Annotated in this window: 22 protein-coding genes; 10 read left to right on the forward strand and 12 right to left on the reverse strand. The window is 60.2% G+C overall.

The window, feature by feature from the left end; genetic code table 11:
• Nucleotides 1-13 precede the first annotated feature (13 nt).
• Nucleotides 14-1,270, reverse strand: a complete 1,257-nt coding sequence (locus RE428_RS18030) for a glutamate-5-semialdehyde dehydrogenase (protein ID WP_004583332.1) — start codon at nt 1,268-1,270, stop codon at nt 14-16.
• A 378-nt stretch (nt 1,271-1,648) separates the two neighbouring features.
• Here RE428_RS18030 and RE428_RS18035 point away from each other — a divergent pair, with 378 nt between their 5' ends.
• Genes RE428_RS18035 through RE428_RS18045 form a run of 3 tightly spaced genes read left to right on the forward strand, consistent with a single transcriptional unit; the run spans nt 1,649 to nt 5,101 of the window.
• Entirely contained in the window at nt 1,649-2,665 is a 1,017-nt protein-coding gene (locus RE428_RS18035; protein WP_004583333.1) for a GGDEF domain-containing protein, read from the forward strand.
• Nucleotides 2,658-3,656, forward strand: a complete 999-nt coding sequence (locus RE428_RS18040) for a GGDEF domain-containing protein (protein WP_004583334.1) — start codon at nt 2,658-2,660, stop codon at nt 3,654-3,656. Before RE428_RS18035 ends, RE428_RS18040 begins: the two co-directional genes overlap by 8 nt.
• Entirely contained in the window at nt 3,653-5,101 is a 1,449-nt protein-coding gene (locus RE428_RS18045; RefSeq protein ID WP_004583335.1) for a bifunctional DedA family/phosphatase PAP2 family protein, read from the forward strand. The genes RE428_RS18040 and RE428_RS18045 overlap by 4 nt, the downstream gene beginning before the upstream one ends.
• A 99-nt stretch (nt 5,102-5,200) precedes the next feature.
• Here the strand turns inward: RE428_RS18045 and RE428_RS18050 are convergent, their stop codons facing one another.
• Both RE428_RS18050 and RE428_RS18055 read right to left on the reverse strand, forming a co-directional pair.
• Nucleotides 5,201-5,773, reverse strand: coding sequence for an LON peptidase substrate-binding domain-containing protein (locus RE428_RS18050; protein WP_004583336.1), 573 nt, complete (start codon nt 5,771-5,773; stop codon nt 5,201-5,203).
• A 14-nt stretch (nt 5,774-5,787) separates the two neighbouring features.
• On the reverse strand, nt 5,788-7,047 hold the full coding sequence (locus RE428_RS18055) for an HDOD domain-containing protein (protein ID WP_004583337.1): 1,260 nt from the start codon (nt 7,045-7,047) through the stop codon (nt 5,788-5,790).
• 185 nt (nt 7,048-7,232) lie between these two features.
• Here RE428_RS18055 and ilvD point away from each other — a divergent pair, with 185 nt between their 5' ends.
• Nucleotides 7,233-9,068 (forward strand): dihydroxy-acid dehydratase, encoded by a 1,836-nt coding sequence (ilvD, locus tag RE428_RS18060; RefSeq protein WP_004583338.1) that lies wholly within the window; start codon nt 7,233-7,235, stop codon nt 9,066-9,068.
• 30 nt (nt 9,069-9,098) lie between these two features.
• On the opposite strand, the gene RE428_RS18065 is transcribed toward ilvD, so the two are convergent.
• From RE428_RS18065 to RE428_RS18075, 3 genes are all read right to left on the reverse strand, one after another.
• Nucleotides 9,099-9,629, reverse strand: coding sequence for a 2-thiouracil desulfurase family protein (locus tag RE428_RS18065; RefSeq protein ID WP_004583339.1), 531 nt, complete (start codon nt 9,627-9,629; stop codon nt 9,099-9,101).
• Nucleotides 9,607-10,023 (reverse strand): peptidoglycan-binding domain-containing protein, encoded by a 417-nt coding sequence (locus RE428_RS18070; protein WP_004583340.1) that lies wholly within the window; start codon nt 10,021-10,023, stop codon nt 9,607-9,609. The genes RE428_RS18065 and RE428_RS18070 overlap by 23 nt, the downstream gene beginning before the upstream one ends.
• Nucleotides 10,024-10,179: 156 nt before the next feature.
• Nucleotides 10,180-11,277, reverse strand: coding sequence for an AI-2E family transporter (locus tag RE428_RS18075; protein WP_004583341.1), 1,098 nt, complete (start codon nt 11,275-11,277; stop codon nt 10,180-10,182).
• A gap of 182 nt (nt 11,278-11,459) precedes the next feature.
• Here RE428_RS18075 and RE428_RS18080 point away from each other — a divergent pair, with 182 nt between their 5' ends.
• The 4 genes from RE428_RS18080 (at nt 11,460) to RE428_RS18095 (ending at nt 14,354) form a co-directional block, all read left to right on the forward strand.
• The gene (locus RE428_RS18080) at nt 11,460-11,801 is read left to right on the forward strand and encodes a hypothetical protein (protein WP_004583342.1); all 342 of its coding nucleotides are present in this window, start codon (nt 11,460-11,462) and stop codon (nt 11,799-11,801) included.
• A gap of 17 nt (nt 11,802-11,818) precedes the next feature.
• Nucleotides 11,819-12,961, forward strand: coding sequence for an amidohydrolase (locus RE428_RS18085; protein WP_004583343.1), 1,143 nt, complete (start codon nt 11,819-11,821; stop codon nt 12,959-12,961).
• Between the two features lie 126 nt (nt 12,962-13,087).
• Nucleotides 13,088-13,336: a hypothetical protein gene (locus tag RE428_RS18090; RefSeq protein ID WP_004583344.1), complete on the forward strand. Its 249-nt coding sequence runs from the start codon at nt 13,088-13,090 to the stop codon at nt 13,334-13,336.
• Between the two features lie 130 nt (nt 13,337-13,466).
• Nucleotides 13,467-14,354, forward strand: a complete 888-nt coding sequence (locus tag RE428_RS18095) for a haloalkane dehalogenase (protein WP_004583345.1) — start codon at nt 13,467-13,469, stop codon at nt 14,352-14,354.
• A 30-nt stretch (nt 14,355-14,384) separates the two neighbouring features.
• Here the strand turns inward: RE428_RS18095 and RE428_RS18100 are convergent, their stop codons facing one another.
• Nucleotides 14,385-15,170, reverse strand: coding sequence for an acyl-CoA thioesterase (locus RE428_RS18100; RefSeq protein ID WP_004583346.1), 786 nt, complete (start codon nt 15,168-15,170; stop codon nt 14,385-14,387).
• Nucleotides 15,171-15,431: 261 nt separating this feature from the next.
• Here RE428_RS18100 and RE428_RS18105 point away from each other — a divergent pair, with 261 nt between their 5' ends.
• The gene (locus RE428_RS18105) at nt 15,432-16,928 is read left to right on the forward strand and encodes a DEAD/DEAH box helicase (protein ID WP_004583347.1); all 1,497 of its coding nucleotides are present in this window, start codon (nt 15,432-15,434) and stop codon (nt 16,926-16,928) included.
• Here the strand turns inward: RE428_RS18105 and RE428_RS18110 are convergent.
• Genes RE428_RS18110 through RE428_RS18125 form a run of 4 tightly spaced genes read right to left on the reverse strand, consistent with a single transcriptional unit; the run spans nt 16,925 to nt 19,913 of the window.
• Nucleotides 16,925-17,440, reverse strand: coding sequence for a dihydrofolate reductase (locus RE428_RS18110; protein WP_004583348.1), 516 nt, complete (start codon nt 17,438-17,440; stop codon nt 16,925-16,927). The two genes, RE428_RS18105 and RE428_RS18110, sit on opposite strands and share 4 nt — an antisense overlap.
• Nucleotides 17,441-17,465: 25 nt before the next feature.
• On the reverse strand, nt 17,466-18,305 hold the full coding sequence (locus RE428_RS18115) for a thymidylate synthase (protein ID WP_004583349.1): 840 nt from the start codon (nt 18,303-18,305) through the stop codon (nt 17,466-17,468).
• Nucleotides 18,302-19,099 (reverse strand): prolipoprotein diacylglyceryl transferase, encoded by a 798-nt coding sequence (lgt, locus tag RE428_RS18120; RefSeq protein WP_004583350.1) that lies wholly within the window; start codon nt 19,097-19,099, stop codon nt 18,302-18,304. The genes RE428_RS18115 and lgt overlap by 4 nt, the downstream gene beginning before the upstream one ends.
• Nucleotides 19,100-19,130: 31 nt before the next feature.
• The gene (locus RE428_RS18125) at nt 19,131-19,913 is read right to left on the reverse strand and encodes a sulfite exporter TauE/SafE family protein (RefSeq protein ID WP_004583351.1); all 783 of its coding nucleotides are present in this window, start codon (nt 19,911-19,913) and stop codon (nt 19,131-19,133) included.
• Nucleotides 19,914-20,035: 122 nt separating this feature from the next.
• On the opposite strand from RE428_RS18125, the gene RE428_RS18130 reads away from it, so the two are divergent.
• Nucleotides 20,036-20,803 carry an NRDE family protein gene (locus RE428_RS18130; protein WP_004583352.1) on the forward strand — a complete coding sequence of 256 codons (768 nt, stop codon included), beginning with the start codon at nt 20,036-20,038 and terminating at the stop codon, nt 20,801-20,803.
• On the opposite strand, the gene RE428_RS18135 is transcribed toward RE428_RS18130, so the two are convergent.
• Nucleotides 20,794-21,363 (reverse strand): PilZ domain-containing protein, encoded by a 570-nt coding sequence (locus tag RE428_RS18135; protein WP_004583353.1) that lies wholly within the window; start codon nt 21,361-21,363, stop codon nt 20,794-20,796. The genes RE428_RS18130 and RE428_RS18135 overlap by 10 nt on opposite strands.
• Nucleotides 21,364-21,774: the final 411 nt, after the last annotated feature.

The raw sequence follows: 21,774 nt of genomic DNA on the forward strand, positions 1-21,774 counted from the left end.
AAGGAAGCCGCATTCAGGTCCGGATATGGCCGTCGCCGAAGACCACGTATTTCTGCGAAGTCAGTCCCTCAAGACCCACCGGCCCCCGCGCGTGCAGTTTATCCGTCGAGATGCCGATCTCTGCGCCCAGGCCATACTCGAACCCATCCGCAAAGCGGGTGGAGGCGTTGACCATCACCGAGCTGGAATCCACTTCCGTCAGGAAGCGACGCGCCCGAGTGTAGTTTTCCGTCACGATGGCGTCGGTGTGCTGGGAGCTGTAGGTGTTGATATGGGCGATCGCCTCATCCAACCCTTCCACCACCCGCACGGCCAGGATCGGTCCGAGGTATTCAGCATACCAGTCATCCTCGGTCGCCTTGGCGACACTGGGCAATATGTCCCGGGTGAGCTCGCAGCCGCGCAGCTCAACCCCCTTGTGTTCGAAGGCATTGGCGAGCAGCGGCAATATGTCGGCAGCAATCTCGCTATCGACCAGCAGGGTTTCCATCGTGTTGCAGGTCCCGTAGCGCTGGGTCTTGGCGTTGACCGCAATATTCAAGGCTTTCTCCGGGTCGGCATGGCTGTCGATATAGACATGACAAACCCCGTCCAGGTGCTTGATCACGGGCACCTTCGCATCCCGGCTGATGCGCTCGATCAACCCTTTACCACCCCGCGGCACAATGACGTCAACGTAGTCCGGCATGGTAATCAGCTTGCCTACCGCCTCACGGTCGCTGGTCTTTATGACCTGGACGGTATCTTCCGGCAACCCAGCCTTGGTAAGCCCCTCGGCAATACATTGCGCAATAGCCTGGTTGGAATTCAGTGATTCCGAGCCGCCCCGCAGGATGGTGGCGTTGCCGGATTTCAGGCACAGGCTCGCTGCCTCAACGGTCACATTGGGACGGGACTCGTAGATAATGCCGATCACGCCGAGCGGAACCCGCATCTTACCCACCTGGATACCGGAAGGCCGATAGCTCATATCGGTTATCTCGCCAATGGGATCCGGCAGAGACGCAACCTGACGCAAGCCCTCGATCATGGCGTCAATACGAGTTGGCGTCAGCTCAAGGCGATCCAGCATCGCAGACTCCAGACCATTAGCCCGGGCGTTGTCCAGATCCTTGAGATTCGCCTGTTTCAACGCATCGCGGGCGGCGTCCAGGGCATCTGCCATCGCCAGCAACGCACCGTTGCGTACCGCGGTGCTGGAGCGGGCAACGGCCGCTGCCGCAACACGGGCCTGCTGACCGACGCCCGCCATGTATACCGAAATATCCATCGAGAGATCCTGTCTTATCTGTAGCTGCCGTTATCCGGTTATACGCGGCAGGGAACTGCGAAGCATACGCCACATGGTGAAACCGGGGAAACCGTGGAGAGCGATAAATCAACGACGACCCACCCATAAAAGGCACCTGGAAAAGTCGGCGCTGTCACAACCTGTTGCAACAACCAAACTTTTTCCCGGGTTCCCGGTGCGGCGGATTTCAGTCAGTTCGCCTTACAGGTATTATACGCGGGCAGGCGCATCTATTTAAGGCGCGCAAGGAGTCGTTCAGGCGCTCCCTCGGGAACCTCAAACATTTCTCCCTATCCTGTGCCGGATTTCAACGGCGGTTTCGGCACGCAGTGGAAAATGTCGTCATGGAGACATCGAATGCCAAGTGTGGCGGAGACTTTTCTTTTCAGCCGCTTTGCCCGGATCGCGACCGTCGGGTTACTGATCATCGCCGCCTTCAGCGCCTGGCGCGGCGCATTTACCGCCGCCGTAACAGCCGTGGTGTGTGCCGGTATGATATGGGCTCGCTACCGGGCCGAGATCGCGACCGGCAACTCGTCCCTGATTATCGCGGCACGCCTGCTAAACCTGTTGTTCCTCGTCGCCCTGGCACCAGCCATCCTGACTCACGCGCCGGGCCTGGCCCAATGGAGCTACATTTTTCCCTTGAGCGCCTTCGCCCTGTGGCCCCTACCCTGGGCGGGCATACTGATCCTCCCCTACCTGGCACTGGTGATCGCGGCCGGACTGGACGCGAGCCTGGGCCCCGACCGCCACCAATTCGTCGCCTGCGCGCTGTTGGCGGTGCTGCTTTCAGGGATCTTCGTGTTCCTGCGCGAGTACAAAACCCGCCAACTGGCGCCGCTAAGGCGCACCGATGAGCTCACACAGGCTGCCAGCCGAGACTACCTTTCCGCCGACCTGCATAAGGAAATCCAGCGCAGCGAGCGTGAAGGTATTGAGATGGCGGTGCTGTTGATCGGCCTGGATATCCACCGCGGCGACGCCCTGCCCGAGGACGACATTCACGCTATCCTCCCCCGCATCGGCCGCTATCTGCATTCCCAGCTACGGGATTTCGACAGCTACTACCGGGTTGCCGATCTCCAGTTCCTGGCCATCCTGCCGGGCACCAATACCGCCGAAGCCACACGCAAGGCGGAAGTGGTCCGCAAAGGGCTGCGTAACCTGCTTGAGTCCCATGAAATGGATATGACCGTCAGCGCTGGTGTCGCAGGACTCAATATCGGCGATGATGCCGAGAGCCTGCAACGAGCGGCCGCACGCGCGCTGCAGCGAGCCCAACAACAAGGTGGTAACCGGACGCAATCCTTCAGCGCCTGGTCCGGTGCCGATGCCACGGAGCAACAGTCGGAGGCGGATCCCCATGACTGAGACCCGACTGCGGACCCTGACCCACAGCGTCGCCTACGGGCTGACCGTACTTTTTATGGCGGCCCTCGCCACCCAGAACCTGCGCTACGGGTTCTACAGCTTGTTCTACCTGGCCATCACTTTGGGCGTTTGCGGTCTGGCCGGCCTCGTCTACACCATCCTGATGCGACGTCAGCAACTGCGGGCGCCCGGCCACGCCTTGCTGCTGACGGCGATGAACCTGATTGCACTGATTGCGGTCTTCGCGACGCCGGAAACCGACGTGTCGCACTGGACCCTGGCGCTGATCCTGCTGAATTTCCTGATCCTGCCCCTGCGGATCGCCGTTGGCCTGTCACTGGCACTGATCCTGACCGTGTCCTTATGGCTAGCGCTCGTCCTACCGCTAACCCAGGCGATCGTTTCCATCAGCGGCCTGTTGCTGCTGTTCGGCGCGGCCGCTTTCTACAGCTGGCAATATTCCCATATGGCCCAGTCTGCCGAAGACCTGGCGATCACCGACCCGATGACCGGTGCACACAATGCCCGCTTCCTCGACGAAAACCTGCAGAAGGAAATCAGCCGGGCCCAGGCCACGGGCAACCCGCTATCCGTGGTGCAACTGCATATCGACCACCTGGACGAGGCCATCGAACTGCATGGTAAGACCCCGATCGCCAACACGATGCACGAGGTCACCCAGACCCTGTTTGGCGTAATCCGGGCCGGCGACACCCTGTATGCACTGGGCGATGGCGACTTCTTCCTGATCCTGCCGTTCACGCCGGAAGAGGGGGTACGGGTTATCGCTGAACGGGTCAGACGTACTTTGGGCGAGTCCCAATGGCTGGTGGTAGGCCGGCTCACAGCCACCCTGGGTTGCACCACGTGGTACAGCGGCGATACCACCAGCCACCACCTGCGTGACAGAGCCGTTGCAGCCGTCGCCGAAGCCCAACGCCGCGGCACCGACCGCGCCTGGTTTATCGACGGTACTACACGCGCCGCATGATGGACTGGCTCCATACTGCGATTCAGTGGTTGGGCGAGAATCCGGGCTGGCTCACGGCTGCATTATTCGGCATAGCCCTGCTGGAATCACTGGCGATCGCCGGCGTTATCGTTCCAGGGGTCGCCATGATGTTCGCAGCAGCGACCCTCGCCGGGCAGATCGACATGCCCCTTTTCGAGGCACTGGTCTGGTCGGGGCTCGGTGCCATCGCCGGTGACGGCCTCAGCTTCTGGCTGGGCCGGTTATTCCAGGGGCGGCTCGACACCCTTTGGCCCTTCACCCGCTATCCTCGCCTGGTGGCCCGCGGTGAACGTTTCTTCCATCGCCACGGCGGCAAGAGCGTCGTGATCGGTCGCTTCGTGGGCCCAATCCGGCCAGTACTTCCGTTGATCGCCGGCGCCTTCCAAATGCCGGCACAGCGCTTCTTTACTTTCAACATCCTTTCCGCCGTCGGCTGGGCGCCGGTCTATGTGCTGCCGGGGTACCTGGTGGGCAGCGCCATGGCGCTGGATATCCAGTTGCCGCCTCACTTCTATCCAGTATTAGGGCTAAGCCTCGCCGTACTGGCTCTGGTCTACCTGGTGTTCTTTCGCGTGCACTGGGGGCTGGGCGGTGACAGCAGCCTCTACCGATACATCGAGGCTACGGTTACGCGCAGCGACTTCGGACGAAGACTCTGGCAGACTCTCTCCAGCGAGCGACCGCAGGGCTCTGAGTTCCCACTAGCCTCAATCACGCTGACGGTCGCCAGCGCTGCCCTGTTCGTAGTTTGGGCACTGATGTCCATGGAAACTCACCTGCTCGATGACCTGGACCAAGGCACCGCAACCTTCTTCGCCACCCTGCGCTCCCCGCTGATCGATCCAGTCGCCGTTGGACTGACCCTCGTCGGTGACCCCATGCTCCTGACGCTGGTGACCGTTATCGGCGTCCTGTTTTTCCTGGCCCGAGGCATGGGCGCTGCCGCCCTACATATTGTTGCGGCAGGCATTACAGTCTCCGTAGTGACCTCATTGATGAAGGCAGGCTTTGCGATTCCCCGTCCCGAAATGGTGAGCGTGCCGCCGTCGTCCTTCGCCTTTCCCAGCGGCCACACAAGCGGCATCACTGTAATCATCGGCCTGGCGGCAAGCTTCGTCGCTCACGAGTGGCCGCCGCACCAGCGTTGGAAGATCTACGCCATCGCCGGACTACCCATCCTGCTGATTGCCGCTAGCCGACTCTACCTGGGCGTTCACTGGTTCAGCGACGTGGTTGGAGGCCTGCTACTAGGTTTGTCCGTGTGTGGCCTGACGCGGGTGAGCTACAGTCGCTACGACCGGCATCGGTTGATACGGGATAGGCTGAGCAACGGCATGCTGCTATCCGCTGCCCTGACGACGGCCGGCTATATCCAACTGGCCTTTCCTTACGGCATGGCGCGCTACGCGATAGTAGGCGGTTAGCCTCGGCTGGGGGTTGTTCGCAAGTATCCAGTTCAAGGTATCTATTCAAACACTATCTATCCGGGCGCACCTGCCCAAGAGCGCCCTTTTGAGTACGCTTTACTCGAGCGCCTCAAGCAGCACGTGGAGACGATCAAGTCTCTCCAGCGGGTCCTGCAGCTCGACCAGGCGCTGTTTCTCCTGCTTGTCCAGGGGAAGGAGTTCGGTCAGGCGCCAGCCCACATCCCTTGCATTGTCGAAGTCGACGGACATATTCAGGTCGCTGACCACCGGGTGCCGCAACAGCGCTTTCAATACCACAGACAGCTCGTTCAACCGGTTCGGCACCGGTAGGTCCTCCTCCATCAACAGCGGCTCGACATCGCCCATGTTCAGTCCATCGGGCGCCTGCCAGGTCTTGACCACCGTTACCTTGTAATCGCCTTCCGCGGTGATACCGAGCAGACCACTCTCCAACTGCTGGAAGTCGACGATCCGCACATAGGTGCCAATGTCGTAGAACGCGGCCATGCTGTTGGTCTCCAACCCCTCACGAAGCAGTACGATGACAAAGCCACGGTCTTCTTTGAGACAACGGGTGAGCATATCGATGTAACGGGGCTCGAACAACTGCAGGGGAATCCGTCCCTTGGGCAGCACGATCGAGTTCAGCGGAAAAAGAGGTACGTGCATGTAAATTCTGCGTTCTAATGAATGGAGAGCAGTTTCTGGACCTCATCGATACGCTCCTGCGCCTGATTGAGGATATCCAAACTGCGCGATGCGCTCAGCTCCAGCTCGCCCAGCCGGCTATAAGCGGGCACAGATTCGAACCTGGGCAAGGCATTATCGCCCTGCCTGTCACGAATCATCGCATGCAACTGGGCCAGGATGACAACATCCACGAGCTGCGGCTCGTCCTGGGGCGGTTGATAACTCCAGTCCTCTGCATGCCTTGCAGCGATAACAAAACTCTGCGGAAACTCCCAGCGTTCCAGCAGTGCGGCGCCGATATCCGACTTGAGCTCGTCGACCACGCGATCGAGCAACTGGCGGTCGGCGAAGATATCCACGTGATGCTCAGCATGGACGATGACGGGGATAGCCCCCAAATCATGTAGCAGACCTGCCAGCAGCGCCTCCTCAGGGTCCAGGTTGGTCGCCGCATCCGCCAACACCCAGCACAGGGCGGCAACTTCCCGTGCATGCTTCCACAAACGCTCCATCGCCGCCTGCAACTCGGTGCGCTGGGTCTTGAATACCTCACGCATGGAAAACACGGTCACCAACTGCCGTGTGGTGCGTGTGCCCAGCCGGACGACCGAGTCCCGAACAGTGCGAACATCGCTGAACCCACGATAGAGTGGACTATTGCATGCCCTTACCAGTTTAGCCGAGATGGATGGATCCACCGAGATAACGTTGGCGATCCCGTCCGCCGTAGAATCTTCGCGCTCGGTCGCCCGCCGGACCTTCCAGGCCACATCCGGCACGCTGGGTAACGCCAGCTTGTTGCAGCGCAGATCTGCGTAGAACGCCATCAGCAGGTTGTGCGCCTCGCTACCGACTTCCTCACCAGCCTCGGCCGCCTCCACGCCTTCCGCCACTACCGGAGCCGAACGCAGCAACTGGTTGAATATGTCCTGGGCGACGATCAGCACCTCCGTTGCGATAACGGCTGTGACGGTATACATACGCGGCTGTAGTCGTGCAAGGGGATGGCGAGCCTTGTCGCTGCCGGCGCGAATCGTCGAGGTGCGTCCATCGACGGCTTCCAGCTCCACCTCTCCGTCCAGGAGGAAATACTCCAACCCATCTCTGGCGCCACGTTCGATGACCCGTTGGCCTGGCCCGTGTTTGCGCGTCTCCGCCCGTGATGCCAGCAGGATGAGCTGCTCGTCGGTCAATCGGTCAAGGGGCTGGAACTCTCGCAAGCGCCGAATCGGCAGTTGTTCCCGGGCAGACATCATATAACTCCCTGGTCAAGCGGATATGGCGCGACCGCATACGGATTACATTGTGAACAATTGTAACCAGATCAGCCAGTACTTCTTGTGACGCGCGCCCGATACGCTACAAACGGACCGGTAACCGCCGGGCGCGAGTTCTGGTATTCTCTTCGGTCCCTAAGCATTGCTGACGAGAGACCGACATGCCCCAGTACCGTTCCAAGACGTCGACCGCCGGTCGCAATATGGCCGGTGCGCGTGCACTCTGGCGCGCCACCGGGATGAAGAACGACGACTTCAACAAGCCGATCATCGCCGTCGCCAACTCCTTCACCCAGTTCGTACCCGGTCACGTACACCTGAAAGACCTGGGTCAGTTGGTCTGTCGGGAAATCGAGGCGGCGGGCGGTGTGGCCAAGGAATTCAATACGATCGCCGTCGACGACGGCATCGCCATGGGGCACGACGGCATGCTCTATTCCCTGCCATCGCGGGAAATCATCGCCGATTCAGTCGAATACATGGTCAATGCCCACTGTGCCGACGCGCTGGTGTGTATTTCCAACTGCGACAAGATTACCCCTGGCATGTTGATGGCGGCCATGCGCCTGAACATTCCCACCATCTTCGTCTCCGGCGGACCGATGGAGGCCGGCAAGACCAAGCTCTCCGAGCACAAACTCGACCTGGTTGATGCCATGGTCATTGCGGCCGATCCCAACGCCAGCGACGAGCAGGTAGAAGAATACGAACGCAGTGCCTGCCCCACCTGCGGTTCCTGTTCCGGCATGTTTACTGCCAATTCCATGAACTGCCTGACCGAAGCCATCGGCCTGTCACTGCCGGGTAATGGTTCCATGCTGGCCACCCATGCCGACCGGGAACAGCTGTTCCTCAAGGCCGGCCGTCAGATTGTTGAGAACACGCGCCGCTACTACGAGCAGGATGACGCCAGCGTGCTGCCCCTGAGCATCGCATCCACAGCCGCTTTCGAGAATGCCATGACGCTGGACATCGCCATGGGCGGCTCGACCAACACCATCCTCCACCTGCTCGCCGCTGCCCAGGAAGGCCAGGTTCCGTTCACCCTCAATGAAATCGATCTACTCTCGCGCAAGGTACCGCAACTGTCGAAGGTGGCGCCCAATTCACCCAAGTACCACATGGAAGACGTGCACCGCGCAGGTGGCGTCATGGGCATTCTGGGGGAGCTGGACCGGGCCGGGCTGCTCAACACCGACGTACCGACAGTCCACAGCAAGACTCTGGCAGACGCCCTGGACCAGTGGGACATCATGCGCCAGCCCTCGCCAGACGTTGTCGAGTTCTTCAAGGCCGGTCCTGCTGGCATTCCCACCCAACAGGCCTTCAGCCAGAGCACGCGCTGGCCGTCGCTGGACGGTGATCGAGAGAACGGCTGTATTCGATCACTGGAACACGCCTACTCGCAGGAAGGTGGCCTTGCGGTCCTCTACGGCAACATCGCCCTCGACGGCTGTGTCGTTAAAACCGCTGGTGTGGATGAGAGCATTTACGTGTTCGAGGGTCGTGCCCGCGTATTCGAAAGTCAGGACACGGCGGTTGCCGGCATTTTGAATGATGAAGTACAGCCCGGCGAGGTTGTGATTATCCGCTATGAGGGCCCGAAGGGCGGCCCGGGCATGCAGGAAATGCTCTACCCCACCAGCTACCTGAAGTCGAAAGGACTGGGCAAGAGCTGCGCGCTGCTGACGGACGGTCGTTTCTCCGGCGGCACCTCGGGGCTGTCCATTGGCCACGTTTCCCCGGAAGCGGCGGGTGGCGGCGCCATCGGCCTGATCGAGAACGGCGACGTCATCGTCATCGATATCCCGGAGCGCAGCATCAACGTTCAATTGGACGCGGAAAAGCTCGATGCCCGACGCAAGGCCCGGGACGAAGCCGGCTGGAAACCGGCGGAAGCACGCCCGCGTAAGGTGTCGGCAGCCCTTAAGGCCTATGCCCTGCTGGCCACCAGCGCGGACAAGGGCGGCGTTCGAGATCTGGAAAAACTGGACTGATCCGGAACACGCCGTTTCACCGGTCTGCGTTCAGGTCAGAGAGCGCAGATACCGGTCCGCTGCTTCCAGCTCATACTGGTTGAACACACGAATACCGGCGGCTTCGAGATGCGCAGCCGCCGTACCCTGCCCAGCCACCAACTGGCCACCGAAAGACCCATCGTAGATTTCACGGTTGCCGCAACTGGGGCTCTTGGCCGCCAATACTGCCATCCGGCAGTTCCTGCGCCGTGCCAGCCTTAGGGCATGCTCGGCCCCCGCCAGAAAAGCGTCCGTGACATTTTCCCCATCACGGGTAATAACATGCGCTGAACCGGCCCAGACAGCATGGCCATCGCCGCCACGGGTCTCCGCTGGAGCACGGGGAATGGGGAGTCCGCCGGCCACTTCGGGACAAACCGCTACGATACGGCCTTCCGCCTGCCAATGCTTGAAAAGGGGATGGGTGGAGAGAAGATGCCCCCCGTCATAACGCACCGCCTCACCCAGCAGGCAGGCGCTGACCAGGACACCCGGCACAGGGGACATCAGGCGGGCGTCAGAAGAAGAGCCAGGAACCATCGTCCTCTTCTTCAACCCCGTCTTCCGACTCGGTTTCCGCTGGCTTCGGCTCTGCCTTGGCCTGCGCGGTGGACGCTGCCGGTGCAGCTGGCTTACTGCTCTGCGCAGGGGCTGCGGCTACCTTGACCGACACCATACCCAGCGCTTCCTTGGTGGCATCGTCCAGTTGGCCGGTGGGTTTCAGTCCGGCGTGATCCTTCTGGAAAGCTTCCAGGGCAGAACGGGTGGAAGGCCCCATCTGGCCGTTCGCGTTGTCGATGTCGTAACCGGCACCGTAGAGCGCGTTCTGCAACGCCAGGACCTCGTTAGCCGCGTAGGCATTGCCGCCTACGCTCACCAATACAGCCAGCGCGCCTGTGGCGACCCACCTCTTGCTCGGGATTATTTTATTCATATTGTGCTCCTGAGAGATCTGATCCACGGCCAATCGGGACATAGCACGAAAACATGTAAAAATGCCACCGGCGCTTTACTCCGGCTTCTGCGTTTTCAGACGGTTTCATGACGCCCGTTGAGCCAGACCCAATGCTACCCCATAACGCCATAAGGATCAGCCGGGAGGCTGTTCCTCACGAGTTGCCGTAGTCTCGCCCAGGGCCACGCGCGCAGGTTCGTTGAATTCCCTGATAAAAATACCCCAGAAGGCGACGAACAATGCAGCGACCAGCGGCCCCATCACGAAGCCGTTGATACCAAACATTACAATTCCGCCCAGGGTCGACAGTAAAACAATGTAATCCGGTAGCTTGGTATCACGCCCCACAAGAATTGGACGTAACAGGTTGTCGGCTAACCCGATGACCAGTACACCAAAGGCCGTCAGGACCGCGGCAGGTACATATTCACCGACAGCGGCGAGATAGAGGGCTGCAGGGACCCAAACCAGAGCGGCCCCAACGGCCGGAACCAGGGAAGCGATCGCCATCACCACGCCCCAGAGTAACGCCCCGGCAATACCCAGTATCCAGAAGATCAGACCTCCCAGCGCGCCCTGCACCGCAGCCACAACCAGATTTCCCTTAACGGTAGCGCGGGTTACCTCGGCAAATTTGGCGAACAGCAGACGCTCGCGCTCGTCCCCAAGCGGCAGAGCCCGAATCAGCAGATCCACCAGCTTTGAACCATCACGAAGAAGAAAGAAGGCCAGGTAGATCATCAACGAGAAGGCCAGGAAAAACTGGAAGGTGTTCTGCCCGATGCCCAAAGCCTGCCGAGCCAGCAACTTGCTGCCGCCCACGAACGTGGCAACCGCGCCCTCCCGAATGCGCTCGAAATCGATGTTGAACCGGTCCAAAAACGATTGAATGGCGGGAAACGACTGGGTGATCTGGTCGATATACTGACCCGGACTGATCTCGCCGGATTGCACCTTCTGGTAGAGGTTCACACCTTCGGCAATCAGTGAAGAAATCAGCAACATGATCGGGATTATGACGATGAACAGACACAGCAGCAGAGTCAGCAGCGCCGCCAGGTTGTAGCGTCCCGGCATCCGCCGCAATAGCCAGTTCTGCACCGGATTGAAAATCAGGGCGATGGCCACGGCCCAGAAAATCGGCCCCGTGAAGGGTTTGATCAGGAACAGGAACGCCAGTGAAACCACCAGCAACATCGCAAGGAAGGAGCGCCGCTCTAAAGCGTCATACATAACTGAATATCCTGATCATAAGTAATACGGACCATGGCAAGCATGCACGAGGTAAGGCTATAGTAGATTGTGACCTGTTGCAGCCTGATTCAACGGGATCCCGTTGAAACGACCTATGCGTATTCCCATCCATATCCGAACGTGGAAACGGAATACGGGCACCCGGATCTCTGGAATAAACCTTGGATAGTATCGAATTTTCCGTAGAAACGGCCATCGAGGCCGCTGAAGCCCTGCAGAAAACCCTGGCCCAGCGCACCCATCGCAAGAAAGTCATGGGTCAGGAGGTGATTCGCCCTGGCCAGTTGGGTGAAGCTCTACGCCTGCCCGCCATTATCGCCAAGCTGCGTAGCAAACAGGCCCGACGTCGCGAGGAAGGACTGGACGACTTCCAGAGTCTATGGCCTACACTCTCCCCCACCACCCACGAAAAAGTCCTGGGAGAAATGGACTGGTACGATCCGCGCGCGCTGGACTGGGACGATAAACGCTCCAACCGGCGCCCTACACCTCCCGAAAGCTAAGACCAAAAGCCAAAATCATGAACGACCTCAGCGACCTCACCCGCATCCGTCAGGATCTGCACCGCTATCCCGAGCTGTCCGGCGCGGAATACAAGACTGCCGAACGCGTCCGCCATCTCCTTGAATCGCTGCAGCCAGACGAGATCGTCACCGGCGTCGGCGGCGCTGGGCTGCTTGCGGTGTTCGAGGGCTCGGAGAACGGCCCGACCACCCTGATCCGCTGCGAACTTGATGCGCTACCGATCCGTGAATCCGGAGACAGAATCTATCGTTCGACCGTCGATGGTTGCGCCCATGCCTGCGGACACGACGGCCACATGGCGATCGTTATCGGCGTAGCGCAGATACTCGGCCACCAGCGACCGAACAAAGGCCGGGTGATCCTGCTATTCCAGCCCGCCGAGGAAGACGGCCAGGGCGCACGGCGAATGTTCAACGACCCGACGTTTGCCCCGTACAAACCGGACTATGCCTTCGCCTTGCATAATGTACCCGGCTTGCCGCTGGGAGAAGTGTTTACGCGACCTGGCCCGTTTAACTGCGCGTCCCGTGGAATGATCATTCGCTTGACCGGTAAGACGTCGCACGCCGCCCATCCTGAGGACGGCGTGAGCCCGGCGCCCGCCCTGGCGGAACTGATGGCACGCCTGCCAGACCTGCCAAAGGCATTCGACGAGTCCACCTGGGTCACATTGGTCCACGCGCGTATGGGCGAGAAGGCCTTTGGTACTGCGCCTGGCGAGGCGGAGCTGATGGCAACCCTGCGCAGCGAAACCAATGAAGCTATGACGTCCCTGTCTGACAGAGCCTGCGCCCTGGCTCGTGAAGCGGCAGAGCAAGCCGGCCTTGAAGTCGCCTTCGACTGGGAAGACGATTTCCTGGCCAGCGTCAATACGGAGACCGGCTACCGTGCTGTCACCGATGCGTGTCGCGATATCGGCGTTCCCTGCCATCGCATGCCCGAAGGATTTCGCTGGTCCGAGGACTTCGGGGTTTTCACGCTCTATGCCGAGGGGGCGATGCTGGGCCTGGGCGCGGGCAACATCCACCCGCAACTGCACAACCCTGACTACGATTTCCCAGATGAACTTATTCCAACCGGGCGTGAAATTTTTGTCACGATCATCCGCAAAATCAACGGTCTGGCGCCTGATAGCTGATCCGTCCGCCGTAATCTGCGTAATGTAGAGCCTGTCATGACTTGGAAATGAAACAGAATGGCCTTAGGTTAGAAAGATGGGCGCTGTTAAGGAGAACGCGCCTTTCTAACGATAAGAGGAGTCATTATGAGTATCCAGGAACGCTATAACGCTCAGTTGGCTGATAACCGCGTCATTCCAACATTCCTGTGCGGACATTGCAGCTCAACCATTCCCAAGGCCCGGATCTTCCGGAACGACGGAGAGAACCGTCATGACATGGCCTGCCACACCATCGGCCTATGCTCTGCAGACGATTGTGGTGCAGTCAACTGCCTTGACGATGCCATGAGAAAGCTCGAGCAACTCGAAAAAGAACAGCAGGCTGCCGGTTAATACCGGGCCTGCCCCGGGGATGCGAGTCCTCACCCTTCCAGATTATTCTGCGCTATCCTTCTATTGAGCCCCGGCGGGGACACCATCCCAGTGAACTCACGATTAGCTGATAGAAAGGACCTTGGACAGGATGCGTATTCTTCGGACCGAGGAACAGCGCTTCGCGCAGTTGCCCGATTTTCCCTTTGAACCGCATTACCTCGAAGTCGCACCTGGTCTTCGCATGCATTACGTGGACGAAGGATCACCTGAGGCCGAGCCAGTGCTCATGCTCCACGGCGAACCGTCCTGGAGCTACCTGTACCGTCACATGATCCCGCCCGTGGTCGAAGCGGGCTTCCGGGTCCTGGCTCCAGACCTCGTCGGCTTCGGCAAGTCCGATAAGCCGGCGTCCATCGAGGACTACAGCTACCAGTCACACATGGACTGGCTCAAGGCCTGGATCGACGAACTGGGACTGGAGAACATTACGCTAGTCTGCCAGGACTGGGGTTCGCTGCTGGGCTTGAGAATGGCGGCTGAACACCCGGAACGGTTCAGCCGCATCATTGTCGGCAATGGCATGCTTCCTACCGGCGACGAGAAAGTACCAACGGTGTTCCATCTATGGCGGGGGTTTGCGGTTTACAGCCCCTGGTTCCCGATCAGCCGAATTGTGCAGATCGGCACGGCGCGCACCCTTACAGACGCCGAATGCGCAGCCTATGATGCCCCCTTCCCTTCAAGCGAGCACAAAGCGGGCGCCAGGGCTTTCCCGCGCCTGGTGCCGATCCGTCCGGACGATCCGGCCAGCGAGGCCAACCGTGCTGCCTGGGTTGCGCTTGAGAAGTGGACGAAACCGTTCGTTACCTGCTTCAGCAACGGTGATCCCGTCACCCGCGGCGGCGACCGTTACATGCAGCGGCGAATTCCTGGCGCCCAGGGTCAGCCACACACCACATTGCGTGGAGGCCACTTCCTGCAGGAGGACGCGCCCGAGGACTTTGCGCGGATCATTATCGACGCCTGTCGCCATTAGTCAGTAGTCACCCCGCATGTTCGGGTCTTCTTAGCCGAAGACCGTTACGGTTTGCCGGCTCAGGGCTACCAACTCGCCCTCGCGGTTCCAGATGGTGGCGTGGGTGTGACCATAGCCTGAGCCGGCCTGGTCGATCTCTGCGCGGTATAGCAACGGTTCGTCCGCCTTCATTTGCGGGCGCGGATGGACGATTTCCAGGGACCAGCTCATGGAACTGGCCGGTACCGGCCGCTTCACATGTTGTAGCACCGCCGGCGGCCAGGCGTCGACCAGAGCGATAATATGAGCATCGGTCATCTCGCTACCGGGTTCCCGGAAGCGCATCCAGCCGCCCATTTCCCGATCAGCTCTACCAGCAAACGGAAGATTGCCGAATGCCCAGCGCATCTCGATGTGCTGCGTAAACTCAGGCGTGACACCCTGAATATAGTCAAGCGCGCGGCAGGCATCCGGTGTGGGCACCTCAGGTGCCGGCTGTGGCGTGACCTGAACCTGGGATTCCCGGTCGCCGCCGAAACTGCCCAGGGCCACGAGACGGGTTTCACCAGCCTGTTTGATGCGCCCCTCAACCTGGCTCGCAGCGCGGCCCTCCCGCAATAGCTCGACCTCGAACGACAGCGGCTCGTCCACCGAAACCGGGCCCACAAAAGCAACCTGCAACGCCCTGAGCGGTCGCCCCGCCTGCACGACGGCCTGCATCTTCTGGAAGGCCAACGCCGCGACCAATCCGCCAAAAGTGGCCCGACCCTGCCCCCAGCTACCGGGAATGACCAGGCTCGATGCGCCCGCACCAGCCAGTAGTTCATCGAAACGCATGGTTATATCCATCTGAAAAGCTAATGCCTGACCAGGAACAGCCCGGGCAGGCCGGAAAGATTCCGAGCCCGGATGAGCTGCCCCATCTGCCCGAAAATCACGACAATCGAGTATATCTACCTACCAACCGGACAATATACTGCGTATCCTATCGGTTTCTAAACCTCTATAATGCAGGTTCGTACGCTCCCCCTCTGTCGACGTAGAAGAGCAAGATTCCGGGAGCGCCTGCTTACATCTCCCCGAATTCCGAGTTTCTTCATGCAAACACAGACTTTTGCCGAGCTAGGCCTCCATCCGGTGGTCCTCGAGGCCGTTTCAGCCGTGGGCTATGAAACCCCCTCTCCGATCCAGGCCCAGGCAATCCCCATCCTGCTCGCCGGCCGCAACCTGTTGGGCATGGCCCAGACAGGCACCGGCAAGACAGCGGCTTTTGCGCTGCCATTGCTGAGCAGTATCGATCCCGATCTTCATGCACCGCAGATCCTGGTGCTGGCTCCCACCCGGGAGTTGGCCATCCAGGTGGCTGAAGCCTTTACTACCTACGCCAGCCGCTTCCGCAACTTCCAGGTTCTGCCCATTTATGGCGGCCAGGATTTCCGCCCGCAGTTGAAAGCCCTGCAGCGTGGTGCCCAGGTTATCGTGGGTACGCCGGGTCGCCTGCTCGACCACCTGCGCCGCGGCACCCTGAAGCTGGACCAGCTCAAATCGGTGGTGCTGGATGAAGCGGACGAGATGCTGCGGATGGGCTTTATCGACGACATCGAAGCCATCCTGGGCAAGACCCCGGAGAACTGTCAGCGCGCTCTGTTCTCGGCCACGATGCCGGCACCGATCCGCAAGGTGGCTCAGACTTACCTCGCCAACGCCGAGGAAGTGAAGATCGAGAGCCAGACCCGTACGGTTTCGCGTATTGCGCAGTTCGTGCTGCCAGTCTTTGCCGAGCGCAAACTGGATGCGCTGACGCGCATCCTGGAAGTCGAGCCTGTGGACGCGACCATCATCTTCGTGCGTACCAAAGCCGAAACTACCCTGCTAGCCGAGAAGTTGATGGCGCGAGGCCACGCGGTGGCCGCCCTTAATGGCGACATCAACCAGAAGCAGCGGGAACAGGCAGTGGAAGATTTGCGTCGCGGCAAGCTTGACGTGCTGGTCGCAACCGACGTGGCAGCACGCGGACTGGACGTGCCCCGAATTACCCACGTCATCAACTATGACGTGCCCTACGACAGCGAAGCCTACATCCACCGCGTCGGCCGCACTGGTCGTGCCGGTCGAGAGGGCAAGGCCATCCTGCTGGTGACCCCGCGGGAGCGCAGTTGGCTGCGCACACTGGAACGCGCGACCAACTCCCCTATGTCCGATTACCGCCTGCCGCCACCCGCTGACCTGCAGAAGCTGCGGGAGCAACAGTTCGAGGCCCAATTGTTGGGCTTCAGCGAAGACGGTCGGCTGGACAAGGCGATGGCCCTGTTGGATACCATCGCCGAGCGCAATGATATGGACCCGGCGATGATTGCCGGTGCTCTGGCCTGCTGGCTGGAGTCGGCGCAGCCTGGCGCTATGCCGCTGGAGATGCCGACCGAATTGCCGGTGCCGTCGCCCGCCAGCCGCAACAAGCGGCCGCCGCACAAGGGTGACCGTCGCGGTCCCAAGCCGGGCTTCAAGAAGAATGGAGGCGGGTTCAAGAAAGGCGATGGTGGCCGTGGCCGACCCGGACCCGGGGGTAAACCCAAATCCAAGGCGCCACGCCGTTAGACTGCCGAGCGGCGCTGATAGACCACGAAGCTGTAGTCGTATGGATTGTTCTCGGACGCGGAGAAATCCTCCCGTCCGAGCTCTTCCCACTGGTCCCAGTCCACTTCCGGGAACCAGGCATCCCCTTCCACATCCGCATGTACTTGGGTCACATACATGCGATCGATATCCGGCAGTGCGTCAGCATAGATCTGCCCGCCACCGATAATCATGATCTCGTCACCGCCTTCCAGCTCAGCCTGGGCTTCCGCACGGCGGTAAGCCGCCTCCAAAGACTGTTCGGCAACGACACCGGTGGGCGCCTCCCAGTCGGGGTCACGGGTAATGACCACATTCAGGCGACCGGGTAACGGCCGGCCAATGGATTCGAACGTCTTGCGGCCCATCAGGATTGGCTTTCCCATCGTTGCCTGCTTGAAGTAGCGCAGGTCACCCGGCAGGTACCAGGGCAATGCATTGTTACGGCCGATGACCCGGTTTTGCGCCATGGCGACGATCAGTGCTTTGCGCATCGCTATTCTCCTTGCTCGGCCGGCCTCAAACCGCAATCGGTGCTTTGATTACCGGCATGGGATCGTAACCCTCGAATTCGAAATCCTCCAGCTCGTACTCGAACAGACTGTCCGGCTTGCGGCGGATATGCAGCCGGGGCAGCGGGCGCGGCTCGCGCTTGAGTTGTTCGAAGACGATGTCATCGGTCAAGTGGTTCTGGTAGAGGTGACAATCGCCGAAGGTGTGGACGAACTCACCCACATCCAAGTCGCACTGTTGGGCGATCATATGGGTCAACAGGCTATAGGAGGCGATATTGAAAGGCACCCCTAGGAACAGGTCGGCACTGCGCTGGTATAGCTGGCAGGATAACTTGCCGTTAGCCACGTAGAACTGGAACAGGCAGTGACACGGCGCCAGCGCCATGCGGCCCTGCTCGACATTTTCCTGTGGACTGATGGTTTCGTCCGGTAATTCCGCTGGATTCCAGGCCGATACAATCAGCCTGCGGGAGTTCGGCTTGGTCTGGATCTGGCGCACGACTTCGGCAATCTGGTCCACCACATCGCCGTTCGGGCACTGCCAACTGCGCCACTGCTTGCCGTAGATCGGCCCCAGGTCACCATTCTCAAGCGCCCACTCGTTCCAGATGCTGACCTTGCGCTCGCGCAGCCAGTTGTTATCGGTGGATCCGTTCAGGAACCATAGCAATTCATAAATGATGCTGCGCAGGTGCACTTTCTTGGTTGTTACCAGCGGGAAACCTTTACCCAGGTCGAAACGCATCTGGCGCCCGAACACCGAGCGTGTACCGACACCGGTGCGGTCGCCCTTGTCGATACCGTTATCCACCACATCGCGCATCAAATCCAGATAGGCTTTCATGACGCCTTACTCCTCTCTGCCCCGTAGGCAAACACCATCAATATCAATCCCGCGACCACCATAGGCAGAGACAGAAGCTGCCCCATAGTGACCCAGCCCCATGCCAGGTAACCCAACTGGGCGTCCGGCTGGCGATAGAACTCCGCAACAATGCGGAAGCAACCATACAGCACCAGGAACAGGCCGGAAACCGCCATGCGCGGACGCGGCTTGGACGAGAACCACCACAGGGCGATGAACAGCAATACGCCTTCCATCGCAAACTGGTAGAGCTGCGACGGGTGACGCGGCAACAGGTCCGGCGCCTGGGGAAAAACCATGCCCCAGGATACATCGGTGGGCCGCCCCCAGAGCTCGCCGTTAATGAAGTTGCCGATACGACCGGCGCCCAGCCCCACCGGTACCAACGGCGCCACAAAATCAGCGATCTGGAAGAAGTGCCGATTCACCTTGCGGCCGAACCACCACATCGCTAGCAACACGCCAATCAGCCCGCCGTGGAAGGACATACCACCTTCCCAAACGCGGAGTAGCCAAAGCGGGTCAGCCAGGAACGTCTCGAAGTTGTAGAAGACAACGTAGCCAAAGCGGCCACCCAGCACTACGCCCAACGCGATATAGAACAGCAGGTCGCCCATCTGCTCCTCGTTGATCGGCGACCAGGGCTTGCGCGCCCTTATCCGCCCCAACCACCAGCCAACGACAAAGCCCACCAGGTAGGTCAGGCCGTACCAATGAACCTTGAGCGGCCCGAGTGAGAACGCGACCGGATCGAATTGTGGGTGACGCAGCATGAGACCTCGCTATCTTCAATATGGAGAAAAATCAGATCAGGAAGCGGATACCCACAACCAGCAGGAACAGTGCGAAAATGCGCTTCAGCAGCACAGCGTCAAGCCGATGTGCCAGACCCGCGCCGATACGTGCAAAGATCACGCTGGTCAGGACGATGCCGCCCAGGGCCGGCAGGTAGATAAAGCCCACACTGTACTCAGGCAGGCCAATCTCCCCCCGACCGGTAAAAATATTGGCCACCGCACCGGCAGCGGCTATGGGCAACCCACACGCGGCGGACGTTCCTACCGCCTGCTGCATACGCACATTACACCAACTCAGGAACGGCACGGTTAAGGTGCCGCCACCGATACCAAAGATGGCCGATGCCCAACCGATACCACTACCCGCAGCAACCAGCCCCGGGCTACGCGGCACGCTACGACCCGGGGCCGGCTTGATATTGAACAACATGATGCCGGCCACGACGATGACAAAAATCCCGATAATGACCTGCAATACTGCACCCGGCAGCAAAGCGGCGGTATAGGCACCAAAGATCGCGCCCGCCACGATCCCCAGCATCATTGGGCGGAAGATCGGCCACAGAACGGCGCCATGCCGGTGGTGGGAACGGATGGAACTGATCGAGGTAAAAACGATGGTCGCCAAGGATGTGCCGACAGCCAGGTGGGCGGCAACATCACCGCTGACGCCCTGCATGCTAAAACTGAAGATGAGCACCGGCACGATCACAAGGCCACCGCCGATGCCGAAAAGCCCGGCAAGTGTACCCGCAAGGGCGCCCAGCGCCATGTACACCACAAATAACATTACCAGGCCCATGCCGGGTCTTTCCTTAATGGCCAGAATCCAGGCCCGTATGATACACAGTGGGTAGCCTGGGATCACTCAACACCTGGGCCGGAACCTTTGCCTGGGATAGTACCAATCTTATGTGCCTGATTCTTTTTGCGATCGACCAACACCCGGACTTGCCGCTTGTAGTGGCCGCGAATCGCGACGAATTCTACGATCGCCCTACCCGTGCCATGCATTGGTGGCCGTCACCCGATATCCTTGCCGGCCAGGATAAGCAATCCGGGGGAACATGGCTGGCGGTCACCCGTTCAGGCAATGTCGCGGCCGTCACCAACTTCCGCGATGGCCAGCCGGGAAAAGGTGCCTGGTCGCGAGGCCAACTGCCGCTTTGGGCGTTGACGGCAGAGCAGGCCGAACTCGAACGCCGGCTCGGTGAATCTCAGCATCAGTTCGCTGGCTACAACCTTGTTTGGGCGACATCTGCCGACGGCTGGTATTACAGTAATCGCGACAGCCACCCCGGCCGCGGGCTGCATCGTGGAACTTATGGCCTCAGCAATCACTTGTTGCAGAGTCCATGGCCCAAGCTGGTACGCCTGCGCAAGACCCTGACGCAGTTGATGCACGAAGCACCAGCGGAAGAGCTTCACGAATCGCTGACCCAGGCGCTGATGGACACCTCACCGGCGCCCGACACGTACCTGCCGGATACCGGCGTCGGCCTGGAAACCGAACGATTCCTGTCATCCCCGTTTATCCGCAGCGACACTTACGGCACGCGTGCCACCACCATCGTCTCGGTACATGGTGACGGCCGGGTCAACGTAACCGAACAGGCTTGGCTGCGGGAGGGCGCCACCGGTGAGCGGGTGAGTTTCAGTTGGAACCGGCTTCAGGAATGATCCCGGGCAGCGGTATCGCGTTCGCGCAATTTCGAACTCTGCAACCGCATGATGTGACTCATCAGCAGCTCGCGATCGGTATCGGTGATCCGGTCAAAGTCCAGATGGACCCGGTAACCGCCCTGTTCGGGTACAACGCCCACGACACGGGCCAGAGCGCGAATAGTTCGACGTTCCGGGTAGAACAGCAGGTCCACCAGTAGAGACTCCTGGTCCACCATCTCTTCCTCTGCCCTAAAGGACAGGCCCCCGACGCTCAGGTTGATCTCGCGGGTGACCAGGCTGCCACACTCCAGGCCCTGGACCTCCTCGCCCAGCGCCTCAAGGACCAGATCCAGTTTGCGATTGAGCAGATCGATGACTTCGCGGGTTTCCGGCGCTGTCTCAGCCAGCTTCGCTAGAGCCTGGTCCAGGGCGAGATCCAGGTCCACCTGCCGCGTGCGTAAGGAGATATCCGCCAGCTCGGCGGATAGCGATGCCCGGTCCGAGAGCCTCACGTAGCGCAACGCCACCTTGTCGTCGACCCGATAGAAACGCCTGCGTTCTTCACCCTGCCACATCTCGATGCCCGCCCTGTTGTCTGTGTCTTTTTAGGGAACCTCTGGTTAAGTCTATATGCGAGTCTGGCTCTCTCTGAAAGCCGGAATCAAGGCGCGGCTTCGCCACGAAGGCTGGCTGTCTTCCAAGAAGGCGCAACGCGGAGTCCCGCTTTCAGGGAGAGCCCCTTCAGGCAAGCCTTGAGCGTCTTTCCGGACGGCGTTGCGAATCCTGGCAAGGGCTTCGGCCATTACCGGCGATTCGCGCCTGTATTGATAAACAACAGCAGAAAGACGCTCAAGACTTGCAGAATCGCGTATAGACTTAATCAGAGGTTCCTTAGCTACCCGCACTATCTGACGCCAGAATACACTCTCCGGAATTTCCTCTTAAGCATAGCCCGGTGTGGCCGCCAGAGAAAACGCAAACCTCAC

Origin of the sequence: Marinobacter nanhaiticus D15-8W, assembly GCF_036511935.1 — a bacterium.
Classification (GTDB): domain Bacteria; phylum Pseudomonadota; class Gammaproteobacteria; order Pseudomonadales; family Oleiphilaceae; genus Marinobacter_A; species Marinobacter_A nanhaiticus.

Excerpts from the sequence above, each read along its gene's own strand:
- RE428_RS18030 (WP_004583332.1), bottom strand. The coding sequence starts at position 1,270 with ATGGATATTTCGGTATACATGGCGGGCGTCGGTCAGCAGGCCCGTGTT.
- RE428_RS18035 (WP_004583333.1), top strand. The coding sequence starts at position 1,649 with ATGCCAAGTGTGGCGGAGACTTTTCTTTTCAGCCGCTTTGCCCGGATC.
- RE428_RS18040 (WP_004583334.1), top strand. The coding sequence starts at position 2,658 with ATGACTGAGACCCGACTGCGGACCCTGACCCACAGCGTCGCCTACGGG.
- RE428_RS18045 (WP_004583335.1), top strand. The coding sequence starts at position 3,653 with ATGATGGACTGGCTCCATACTGCGATTCAGTGGTTGGGCGAGAATCCG.
- RE428_RS18050 (WP_004583336.1), bottom strand. The coding sequence starts at position 5,773 with ATGCACGTACCTCTTTTTCCGCTGAACTCGATCGTGCTGCCCAAGGGA.
- RE428_RS18055 (WP_004583337.1), bottom strand. The coding sequence starts at position 7,047 with ATGTCTGCCCGGGAACAACTGCCGATTCGGCGCTTGCGAGAGTTCCAG.
- ilvD (WP_004583338.1), top strand. The coding sequence starts at position 7,233 with ATGCCCCAGTACCGTTCCAAGACGTCGACCGCCGGTCGCAATATGGCC.
- RE428_RS18065 (WP_004583339.1), bottom strand. The coding sequence starts at position 9,629 with ATGGTTCCTGGCTCTTCTTCTGACGCCCGCCTGATGTCCCCTGTGCCG.
- RE428_RS18070 (WP_004583340.1), bottom strand. The coding sequence starts at position 10,023 with ATGAATAAAATAATCCCGAGCAAGAGGTGGGTCGCCACAGGCGCGCTG.
- RE428_RS18075 (WP_004583341.1), bottom strand. The coding sequence starts at position 11,277 with ATGTATGACGCTTTAGAGCGGCGCTCCTTCCTTGCGATGTTGCTGGTG.
- RE428_RS18085 (WP_004583343.1), top strand. The coding sequence starts at position 11,819 with ATGAACGACCTCAGCGACCTCACCCGCATCCGTCAGGATCTGCACCGC.
- RE428_RS18090 (WP_004583344.1), top strand. The coding sequence starts at position 13,088 with ATGAGTATCCAGGAACGCTATAACGCTCAGTTGGCTGATAACCGCGTC.
- RE428_RS18095 (WP_004583345.1), top strand. The coding sequence starts at position 13,467 with ATGCGTATTCTTCGGACCGAGGAACAGCGCTTCGCGCAGTTGCCCGAT.
- RE428_RS18100 (WP_004583346.1), bottom strand. The coding sequence starts at position 15,170 with ATGCGTTTCGATGAACTACTGGCTGGTGCGGGCGCATCGAGCCTGGTC.
- RE428_RS18105 (WP_004583347.1), top strand. The coding sequence starts at position 15,432 with ATGCAAACACAGACTTTTGCCGAGCTAGGCCTCCATCCGGTGGTCCTC.
- RE428_RS18110 (WP_004583348.1), bottom strand. The coding sequence starts at position 17,440 with ATGCGCAAAGCACTGATCGTCGCCATGGCGCAAAACCGGGTCATCGGC.
- RE428_RS18115 (WP_004583349.1), bottom strand. The coding sequence starts at position 18,305 with ATGAAAGCCTATCTGGATTTGATGCGCGATGTGGTGGATAACGGTATC.
- lgt (WP_004583350.1), bottom strand. The coding sequence starts at position 19,099 with ATGCTGCGTCACCCACAATTCGATCCGGTCGCGTTCTCACTCGGGCCG.
- RE428_RS18125 (WP_004583351.1), bottom strand. The coding sequence starts at position 19,913 with ATGTTATTTGTGGTGTACATGGCGCTGGGCGCCCTTGCGGGTACACTT.
- RE428_RS18130 (WP_004583352.1), top strand. The coding sequence starts at position 20,036 with ATGTGCCTGATTCTTTTTGCGATCGACCAACACCCGGACTTGCCGCTT.
- RE428_RS18135 (WP_004583353.1), bottom strand. The coding sequence starts at position 21,363 with ATGTGGCAGGGTGAAGAACGCAGGCGTTTCTATCGGGTCGACGACAAG.